Here is a 9,765-nt window from a genome sequence, read left to right on the forward strand (position 1 = left end):
TATGTAAAAAGATAAAGGCCACCCAAAGTCTAGGGTAGCCGTCGTGAAAATCTTTATGCATGAGCAGGTTCGGGTGTTTGTAGATGAAGTGGTGGAGGAACTAACCAACCCTTATCTTTGTTAATACGTAAGAGTCTCGCTCCGTATGTTGCTTTCGACATATGGAATTGACCAAACATGGTTGCAATGTCTTCACGTATAGATTGTCCCATAATTTGACTGCATGAGACTAATCCAGCAGCAATATCTAAAGATACGCGAGCTGCAATTTCTGGATCATTAAACCTTGCACCAACAGGGATGCTTTCTAAAGTTGCAGTTGGACGTTCTGGTGGGGAAGGAGGTAAACCAACTCCGTTAACTTTTAACAAATTTTCAACCTGCTCAATTTCCTGCTTCATACTTTGCGTTAAGTCTTCAAGAAATGTTTTTAAATCCTTGTCGCCAGTGTGGTTGATGAATGTTTCATAACCTGCCAACATTCCTTTGGTTACCGTAAGATAACTCCAAACACCAAAGACTTCACCGTAATGCATTGGTTCGTTTTGCGGATTTCCGCTTAAAATTCCCATAACCGTCCTCCCAGCATTGATTAGAGTTGTAAGATCCATAGGGCACTCCTAATATTTTCAATTTGACCCGAGATTATATTTTGCAATTGGGATTGGAATTATGATGGGAATTTTACACAATGTGTATGTGAATAAACATCGACAAAACCATGAGGTGATTAATTTGAAACAAGTAACTGTTTCCATAACGGAACAGCAGGAAAAATTCCTAAAGCTGTTTGCTGAGAAGCAATACCACGGTGCTCCAGATAATCGTTGCACTAGTTATCCGATCCATTTCGTTGAAACAAAAAGATACCGATACATCCCGTACAGCGACGATATTGCTTGGGCATTCGATGACAAGCCACTCTCGTTCACTTCTGACTCAGACTATGATCGCTGGTATACCAGCGAGGTTGAAACGGTAATAGAATGGTATGAAAACCGAGGCGAGGACTGCCTGATTGAAATCAAGCCATTTAAGGAGATTGAATGCAAGGAGATAAAGGCTGTAAATGGCGAAGATTTGTTCATCACTGACTATTTCGATTACTTCAAAGCGTACGGTGTCCACATTCAAGCGATAGCTTGGAGAGAAGAGTATTACGAAAAAGTAGCACCGTTTTTCATCTTAGAAGAAGCCAAACGTTACATGAAATACCAAGGGCATAATTTACACTCACCAAGAGTTTACACGTACGGAATGGGATACGGAGATCAAGGTGAGTACGGTCACTTTTGGGAGTTACTAATGACTATTGGAAAGCAACTAAATCAAGTTGAGCAGTCCATTTAACTTAAGAGAAATTGTGATGAGGAGTTGAAACGGATGAAGAAGATCACAATCGTTTTCAGCAGCGGCGCAATTCAAGAATTTGTGGTTGAAAGCTTATCGCTTACCAGAAACGGATTTGGGCAATTGATTGGAGTTGAGTGGAAAGCTGCAAAGGGACAGAAAACACCAATGCGTATCAATTTGGATAATGTGGACGGTATATTCTCGGAGGACATGCCAGCAGAGGATGCGATGAGCGCGATTAGACAGATGATGATTTAACACGATATTTCTTTTGAGGAGTAATTTTGTGGAGACTCATCAGTTTGACCAAGTCGAGGCCGCTTTGAGAGACTCTGGAAGCAACGATGCTAGTTGCCGCATACCAGGCACACCTTTTGTCTGGAGAAAAGAAATGAGGTGAAGTAATGAAAGTTCAAATAGAAGAAAATCTGTTTCTCGAATCTGACGGGCTGCAGTTTATCGTCAAGGAGTACACCGGAAAAAAGGACACCCTTGGCAGAGATCTATACAAGGTACACGGATACTTTCCTACCGTCACAAGTTCACTGAACCACCTGGTCAAAATGAAGGTCATGCAATCGACTGCTCAGACGCTATCAGAGCTTGTACAAGACATTCAACGCATCGAGCAGTACATTGAATCAAAGCTGAGTGTATAGCGTCCAGATAAGGCGCTGAGAAGCTGAGAAGTGAATGGGAGGGGTAGAGGTTGAAGGTAATGTTCATCCATATGTACACGAGTTGGTTCGGTATCGAGTTATACCGTGAAGGGGAAGATTTCGTGGCATGGACAAAGGATTCTCCAGAGAGGCCTGAAGGAGCACAGATACACATATCGCTGCCAGAACACGCTGTCGGCTTATATGACGAAGAAAGTGGGGAATTTGTAATCAAGCCAAAATCTGATTGGTAAAAACAAAAGCCCCCTTGCCGGAGGCCGAATATAAGTCCGCCAATTCCATTATATCACGGCAGGCGAGGGGGATGGAAGATGAACGCACGAGCAAAGGAATTGAAAATAGATATACAAAGCATGACTATTACGATACCGGTTGGAAAAGAGCCAGCCATGATCCTGGTAGATCCGAAGCAGGGAAAAGCAAAGCTTGTCCCACTGGTGCCACACGGCGAAACCGTGGTAAAATCAAGTCAGGGGAAGATTTCCAAGGTGGACTATCGGGAAAGTGAGCTGTTCTAGTCATACCTTAATCCTGATGGAGTTGATGTGTTTTGACTGATCAAAGAAGATGCCCGAATTGCAATGGTTCGGAGTTCGCAGAAGGCGATGATTTCATGCCTATAAAGCCAACTGACAAAAAAATGTCGTTTGGATCTCCAAAAGTTTATACGTTTTGTTTGAACTGTGGAGAGGTCATATCCATTAGAGTCAAAAATCCAGAAAAGTTTCGTAAGCGATAATACCAAAGCCTGATACCGAGATACGGGAGGGCGTCAGATTCACACCTAATACGGGTGTGTTCTGGCGCTCTTTTTATTTTGCCAGAGAGGAGGACTAACAGTGGCAAAGATATATGAGATCGTGAATTGGAAACGGAAGCCGCCTAAAGACACCGCTGGACAAACAGAAAAGGCAAAGCAGCTGCTTCTGAAACCACCGCCGAAAAAGGCTGAGGTTTTTACATTGGACCAAATACGCCGGCTGATGGGCGACACAGGGCCGCGGCAGTTTTTGAAAGATCGAGGCAACCGCAAATAAACGCATTGGGAGGGGGATTCTCATGCAAGATTTGCTTCGGGAGTATAAAGAGACAAGGAAGGCACTTGAACGCATACAACGCAGCCTGGAGGAGTCTGACGATGCGATCAGAGTGGTTCGTCTGGAAGAGGCCAAAAGGAAGACAGGCAGGGCCAAAACCACCACAAACGGTGATGAGCACAAGAGCGAGCGCCAGATCATTGGCGAGATGATCAGCAGCACTGAATTTGTCATCGAGTGGTTGGAAACGGGACGTCGGCCGGGGAATAAACGCGGTATAGAAAGACGGGCGGCATATCAAAGGGAGAAGCTTATGGACCCGGTACGCATGCAAGCATTTGTGGCAAACAGTACGGCTGGCAGCCCGGCGAATCTAACCGAGTGGCAGCGATATCAGTTGGAGGATGCGCTGTCAGGCCTGAGTGAACGGGAAAGGGAATGCTACACATTGGCACACGGAGAGTGTTTTTCGTTTGAAGAAATTGCAGACCTACTCGGGATCAGTAAAAGCAGCGTAGCGACTCACATAAAACGTGCACAGACCAAAATATCAAAACGACTGATGAACAGCTTATTCCTCGTAGGGTAAGCTGTTTTTTCCGATATAAGGGGTGGAGGCGATTTTTATGGGATTAGATTTAAGAGCAGATGCTCCATGGTTAACGACCGGGGTGATAAAACTGGGGATATTCGCTTTTTTGATCCTCGTCGCTCTAATGATTGTTAACGTATTCTTTCCCAGGTGGACGAGAGGAATTTTGAGCGCAGTTGTAATGCTCGGGGGGATTTATCTGTTTACCTTGTGGCTGAATTAAAAAAGGTGTTTCTTGTCGCACGAAAGCCACCTAATTATGAGAAGCAAATTTCTTGTTTTTCACGTCTCCCCCTCTACCGCCTCGGAAACGGGGCGGATTTTCGCCACCTAACGAAGGAAGTGGGGTTTATTCGCATTGAAGAGGTGAATGCTTGTGGCAAGGATAACCGGTTTCGTATGCGGCGTTATCATAGCGCTCTTTTACCGTATGGTGTGGGAGAGGTTGAGGGGATATAGTCATGGTGATAGAAAAAGTAGGTGACTTCTACGTGGACACGGCAACCGGTGAAAAATTGATCCCCGAAACAATCCTCCGCCGCCAAACAGAAGTCGTCAAGGTGTTCGATGCGTCTAAGGGCGGTCGAATGGTTAAGCACATCAAACTGCGTTCAGCAAGAGAGCAAAAGCGGTTGTACTACAACCAGCTTGACTTGCAGGAACGCGGTTTTTTGTTTTCTCTGCTGTGCCTGATGGATTGGGAAACCAACCTCCTCGTTGGGGATGGCGAGAATGGCGAAAAAGGCCGGCCATTATCCTGGTCGATGATAGACCGAATCATTGGTGTATCCAAACCGTTTCGTATTAGGATCGTGCGGAAACTGGAAGAACACCGTGTCATTGGCTACATGGTTGTGGGAGGCAAGCAGGCAGGCATCGTGATCAATCCACGCTATGCACTATTCGGGAGAAAGCCGGACGATGCGTTGCTGCAGGTGTTTGAGAGCGAAACAGACGTGTGGGAAGAAGATCATTTTTAAGCAAATGCTTCGCGGAAAATAGATATTATAAGAATTTCCGCGAGAGTTGAGAGCCCCTGAGCCTTAGAGACGCAAGGGTTTGAGGGCGATTTCAGGGGGTAAATGTCGTTTACGAAAAGTTGATTAGCGGTAAACGGCATTTACCTCACTCACTTTTGGTAAGTGATTGATTTTCAAAACAAACTCAATTGGGTGGTGGTGATGTGATGTGAAATTGACGGAGAAGCAAAAGAGGTTTGCAGATTACTACATTGAGTCAGGAAACGCAACGGAAGCGTACAAGCGAGCTGGCTACTCAGTCAAAACCGATGAAGCAGCTAGGGTAAATGCTTCGCGACTGCTAACGAATGCTAACGTAAGGGCATACATCAACGAACGCATAGCTGAAAAGGACAGCCAGCGCATCGCCAAGCAAGACGAGATCCTGGAGTTTCTGACCAAGGTCATGCGCGGAGAATTGACCGAACAGATTCCTGTTGGTTTGGGCGAAGGGTATTTTGAGTTGAAGGATAAGGACACCTACGTCAAGGACCGGGTGAAAGCAGCAGAGCTGCTCGGGAAGCGATATGCAATATGGACGGACAAGCAGCAAATCGATGGCGTGATAGGGGTCCAAATCATCGACGATATTGGTGGTGGAGATGAAGCAGATTAAGCTATCCGAGATCGTCACACCAAAGTTTCAAGAGTTCTGGAGAGCGTCTAATTCACGCAAATACTTGCGTCATGTCCTGAAAGGTGGTCGTGGCTCGTCGAAATCCACCCATGTAGCCTTGAAGCTGATTAAAGACATGATGAAATACCCTGTAACAGCGTTATGCGTAAGGAAGGTAGCTAGAACATTAGAAGAATCAGTCTTTGAACAGTTGAAAGAGGCCATAGAAATGCTAGGTGTCAGTGAATACTGGCGCGTGATGAAAAGCCCGCTTCAGCTCATCTATTTGCCAAGAGGAAACAAGGTCATTTTTAGGGGTGCGGACGATCCGCTCAAAATCAAATCGATCAAGGTCAGCAAATTCCCCATAGCGTTTCTGTGGATCGAGGAGCTGGCTGAATTCAAGACCGAAGAAGAGGTATCAACCATCGAAAATTCTGTGCTTCGTGCAGAATTGCCAGATGGTCTTTTTTATGCGTTTTATTACAGCTACAACCCACCGAAGAGGAAGCAATCCTGGGTGAATAAAAAATATGAGTCGCACATGATACCGGCAAATACATTCGTGCATCATTCAACGTATCTGGATAACCCGCACATTTCAAAGGCATTCGTCGAAGAGGCGGAGCATATCAAAGCAACAAAGCCAGATAAGTACAAATGGGAATATCTCGGTGAGGCGATTGGCTCCGGCGTAGTGCCGTTTGAAAACTTGACATTCCGCCGCATTACGGACGATGAAATCAAGACATTTGACAACATCAAGCAAGGCATTGACTTTGGGTATGGACCTGATCCTTATGCGTTCGTCAGATGGCACTATGACAAGACGAGAAGGCGCATTTACGCCATTGACGAGCATTATGGGCAGAAGATCAGCAACCGGGAAGCAGCTGCCTGGATAAAGGGCAAGGGCTACCATACGCAGCAGACTATTGCGGATAGTGCAGAGCCGAAATCCATTGATGAACTGAAAGACCATGGCATTCGTATCAAAGGCGCGAAAAAAGGCCCTGATTCGGTGCAATATGGCGAAGAATGGCTGGATGACCTGGAGGAAATTGTGATCGACCCCGCACGAACGCCAAATATAGCGCGTGAATTCGAAAACATTGACTATGCAACCGATGCTGACGGCAATCCAAGAGCAAGGTTAGAGGATAAAGACAACCATACCATCGACGCAACCAGATATGCCTTTGAGGGTGACATGAAAAAATCCGGCGTCTGGTTCCCGGAAGGAAGGAGGTAGAGCATGGGATTCCTTGACCTAAACATATTCGATACAAACCAACAAGAGCAGATCGATAGCATTATCCTGAAAGGCAAAATGTCCGCCATGACCATTGAGCAGATCATCAATCAAGAAGTCAGCGAATGGCGGCAGTCTGAGAAACGCAAGTGGATGCTTATCGGTGAGCGCTACTATCGAAACAAAACGGATATTCTGGAGCGGCAGCGGACAGCGATTGGTGCAAGCGGAGCAAAAGAGCCGGTCGCTAACCTGGCAAACAACAAACTCGCCAACGCATTCACACGCAAGCTCGTTGATCAAAAGGTGGGCTATCTGCTCGGCAAACCGTTGAGTGTGCAGACGGACAATGAGCAATATTTGGAGCAACTCAACACTTTCTTTGACAAGGCCATGATGCGTCGGCTCAAATCGTTGGGCAAAGAGGCGATCAATAAGGGAATCGCGTGGTTGCACGTCTATTACGACGAAAATGGCGCTCTGAGCTTCAAAAAGATGCGTAGTGAGGAAATTATACCGTTTTGGCGCGATGAGGCTCACACGGTCTTGGATGCGGTTATACGGGTGTATGAGATTGAGGCGTTCGAGGGAACAACACGCAAGACTGTGACGAAGATCGAATGGTGGGACACGCAGGGAGTAAGGCGCTACACATATAGCGGTACTGGCCTTGTACCTGACGTGGAGATGGGCGATGTCGGATCACACTTCACGGTTGTTTCGGGGGGACGGGAGATTCCTCTTAACTGGCAGCGTGTGCCGTTTATCGCATTCAAGTACAACGAGGAAGAGCAACCCCTCATCGAATTGATCAAATCGCTTGTAGACGACTATGACCGCAACAAGAGCGACAACAGTAACAACCTGGAGGACTTACCCAACAGCATCTACGTGGTGAAAAATTACAGCGGAACAGATGCAAGCCAATTCCGCAAGAACCTTTCCATTTACCGCGTGGCGTTTGTGTCGGATGACGGCGGTATCGACACCGTTGACATCAAGATTGATACAGAAGCGTACAAGACGCATATGGAGCAAGCCCGGAAAGATATTTACGAGTTCGGACGCGGTGTTGATACTCAAGCAGAAAATTTCGGTGGTGACAAATCCGGGATCGCGTTGAAATTCCTCTATGCTGATCTGGACATGGATGCAAACTTGATGGAGACAGAGTTTCAAGCGTCTCTTGAGCAACTGCGCTGGTTCATTGACACACATTTATACAATACAACCGGTGTGGATTACAGTAGCGAGAATGTGGACTTTATCTTTAACCGTGACATCATGATCAACGAGTCGCAGGTGATCCAGGATATTAAGAACAGCATGGGGATTCTATCTGAGGAAACGCTGATTGCCAACCATCCATACGTTACAGATGTCCAGGCTGAATTGGATAGAAAGTCGAGCGAGAGAGATGAGGAAATGCCAAGAAGTACATTTAATGGACTAAGAGGCGAAAATGACGGAGATAGTACAGAAGGTGAAGGGGAGAGTGCGAATGAGTAAGGTTGATGTAAATGAGTACAAAGAAGTTGCCGTTCATGCACTCAACATTTTGCAAGACATCATGAATAGTCCGATTGCCACTGATACGGCAAAGGCGATCGCGGCAACGACTGTCTTGAATCACTGCAAGTCGGTGATTGAAAGCGAACGACAACAAAGATCGTACATCCCTAATATTTGTGCAAAAGAAATGGAAAAATGCATTAAAAACGTAATTGATAGAATGCCTGATAATGGTGGATTGGCATAGACAAATACTTACCGATAGAATCGAGTTGATTCCGTATGAAATCAGCCGAATATTGGGCGAAACGAGCTGAACAACTTCACAACGAGCAATTCAAAAAGACGGACGAATATATCGCCACTGAGTTAAAACGCGAATATGACCGCGCTATGGCTTCGATCAAACGCGACATTGAGATATTCTACCAGCGGTTTGCGTTGAATAATCAAATTGACATGGCGGAGGCACGGAAGCTGCTCAACAGTGACCAACTCAAGGAATTTAAGATGAGCCTTGAGGAGTTTACCGAGTTGGCAAAGAACAATCCGGATGGCCGCTGGACACAAATCCTCAACAACGTGTACTACAAAGTGCGCGTCACTCGCCTGCAAGCATTACTCATCCAGATCGAGGCCGCTATCCAATCGGTAAACATGAAGCAGAACGAGCAAATGACCGATCTCCTGGGCGACATCTACACCGACACCTATTACCGCACGATCTACGAGGTACAGAAAGGCTTGGGCATCGGTGCGACATTCGCCAAGGTTGAGGATGTGAAAAAAATCATTCAGATGCCTTGGCTTGAGGAGAATTACTCGCAGCGCATATGGAAAGACAATGCCAAGCTCGTCCAAACGTTGCAGACGCAGATAACACAAGCGATCATTCGAGGTGACAGCATAAACGACACCGCTAAGATCATTGCTGACCGAATGGGAGTAGGCTACAGGGCTGCGCAAAGGCTGGTGAGGACAGAAGCAAGCCATGTCCAAAACGAGGCGTCATTTGACGCTTATAAAGCGTCTGGCGTGGTGAAGAAATATGAGTTTTTGGCAACGTTGGATAGCCGGACAAGCCAAACATGCCGATCGATGGACAATAAGGTATTTGCTCTTGCGGAGAAAGAGGTAGGCGTGAACTTCCCGCCGCTGCATTCGAATTGCAGGAGTACAACTGTGCCTTATTTCGACGACGAAATAGCCCCAGGCGAACGAATCGCAAGGGGAAAAGACGGCAAGACATATATGGTGCCGGGTGATATGAGCTATGAGCAATGGCATAAGAGATATGTGGATGGCGACTAAAATGGCAGGGTGGTGTATAACGAAATGAATAGGTTAGGCCAAACGTTACCGTTATTCGCTTTCGCCATTGCGCCAATCATCCTCTATTTGACGAAAAATATTAATGCCGGGATATATCTGCTCTTGGTTGCAATATACCTGAAAATCCAAGCAAACGAATTTCGGAGGTGAAGAAAATGAAATTCAGCGATTTATGCGAAGAGATTGGCAATGCGGTGCAAGGTGTAATTGCCAGTCATAAAGGAGAAGAAATCGAGGGGCAAGAAGAGCGGTGCATTATACTCCTTGCCGACAAGCCGGACTCTCCGTTGGTCGAAGTTGAGGTAACCATCCGAAGAATGAAATAAATGGGCCGTGAATGAGACTTTCGCGGCCCTTTCTGCTGGTAAGCGT

At 46.3% G+C, this 9,765-nt stretch carries 15 protein-coding genes; 13 read left to right on the plus strand and 2 right to left on the minus strand.

Going from position 1 to position 9,765, the window contains the following annotated elements; genetic code table 11:
* Positions 1-53: 53 nt before the first annotated feature.
* Entirely contained in the window at positions 54-572 is a 519-nt protein-coding gene (locus tag HGBM_RS24870) for a DUF3231 family protein (RefSeq protein WP_026074643.1), read from the minus strand.
* A 154-nt stretch (positions 573-726) separates the two neighbouring features.
* Between HGBM_RS24870 and HGBM_RS24875 the strand changes: the two genes are divergently transcribed.
* From HGBM_RS24875 to HGBM_RS24940, 13 genes are all read left to right on the plus strand, one after another.
* Positions 727-1,350 (plus strand): hypothetical protein, encoded by a 624-nt coding sequence (locus HGBM_RS24875; protein ID WP_390621039.1) that lies wholly within the window; start codon positions 727-729, stop codon positions 1,348-1,350.
* Between the two features lie 33 nt (positions 1,351-1,383).
* Complete coding sequence (locus HGBM_RS28530; protein WP_019123793.1) at positions 1,384-1,611, plus strand: hypothetical protein; 228 nt, start codon at positions 1,384-1,386, stop codon at positions 1,609-1,611.
* A 146-nt stretch (positions 1,612-1,757) separates the two neighbouring features.
* The gene (locus HGBM_RS28535) at positions 1,758-2,012 is read left to right on the plus strand and encodes a hypothetical protein (RefSeq protein ID WP_019123794.1); all 255 of its coding nucleotides are present in this window, start codon (positions 1,758-1,760) and stop codon (positions 2,010-2,012) included.
* A 50-nt stretch (positions 2,013-2,062) separates the two neighbouring features.
* Positions 2,063-2,266, plus strand: coding sequence for a hypothetical protein (locus tag HGBM_RS24890; protein ID WP_019123795.1), 204 nt, complete (start codon positions 2,063-2,065; stop codon positions 2,264-2,266).
* A gap of 78 nt (positions 2,267-2,344) precedes the next feature.
* Positions 2,345-2,551: an XtrA/YqaO family protein gene (locus HGBM_RS24895; RefSeq protein ID WP_019123796.1), complete on the plus strand. Its 207-nt coding sequence runs from the start codon at positions 2,345-2,347 to the stop codon at positions 2,549-2,551.
* Between the two features lie 321 nt (positions 2,552-2,872).
* Entirely contained in the window at positions 2,873-3,070 is a 198-nt protein-coding gene (locus HGBM_RS24900; protein ID WP_019123797.1) for a hypothetical protein, read from the plus strand.
* 22 nt (positions 3,071-3,092) lie between these two features.
* Positions 3,093-3,659, plus strand: coding sequence for a sigma-70 family RNA polymerase sigma factor (locus HGBM_RS24905; RefSeq protein ID WP_019123798.1), 567 nt, complete (start codon positions 3,093-3,095; stop codon positions 3,657-3,659).
* A gap of 464 nt (positions 3,660-4,123) precedes the next feature.
* Positions 4,124-4,642, plus strand: coding sequence for a hypothetical protein (locus tag HGBM_RS24915; protein ID WP_019123800.1), 519 nt, complete (start codon positions 4,124-4,126; stop codon positions 4,640-4,642).
* 208 nt (positions 4,643-4,850) lie between these two features.
* Entirely contained in the window at positions 4,851-5,297 is a 447-nt protein-coding gene (locus tag HGBM_RS24920) for a terminase small subunit (protein ID WP_019123801.1), read from the plus strand.
* Positions 5,284-6,549, plus strand: a complete 1,266-nt coding sequence (locus HGBM_RS24925) for a PBSX family phage terminase large subunit (RefSeq protein ID WP_019123802.1) — start codon at positions 5,284-5,286, stop codon at positions 6,547-6,549. The genes HGBM_RS24920 and HGBM_RS24925 overlap by 14 nt, the downstream gene beginning before the upstream one ends.
* A 3-nt stretch (positions 6,550-6,552) precedes the next feature.
* On the plus strand, positions 6,553-8,058 hold the full coding sequence (locus HGBM_RS24930; RefSeq protein ID WP_019123803.1) for a phage portal protein: 1,506 nt from the start codon (positions 6,553-6,555) through the stop codon (positions 8,056-8,058).
* A complete protein-coding gene (locus HGBM_RS24935; protein ID WP_019123804.1) occupies positions 8,051-8,308 on the plus strand; it encodes a hypothetical protein in 258 nt (85 codons plus the stop codon). Before HGBM_RS24930 ends, HGBM_RS24935 begins: the two co-directional genes overlap by 8 nt.
* 35 nt (positions 8,309-8,343) lie before the next feature.
* Positions 8,344-9,372, plus strand: coding sequence for a minor capsid protein (locus tag HGBM_RS24940; RefSeq protein ID WP_019123805.1), 1,029 nt, complete (start codon positions 8,344-8,346; stop codon positions 9,370-9,372).
* 191 nt (positions 9,373-9,563) lie between these two features.
* Here HGBM_RS24940 and HGBM_RS31370 read toward each other — a convergent pair.
* Positions 9,564-9,765 (minus strand): hypothetical protein (locus HGBM_RS31370; RefSeq protein ID WP_218917022.1); only part of this gene is annotated, 202 nt, incomplete at its 5' end.

The sequence above is a fragment of the Brevibacillus massiliensis genome (assembly GCF_000311785.1).
Classification (GTDB): Bacteria; Bacillota; Bacilli; order Brevibacillales; family Brevibacillaceae; genus Brevibacillus_C; species Brevibacillus_C massiliensis.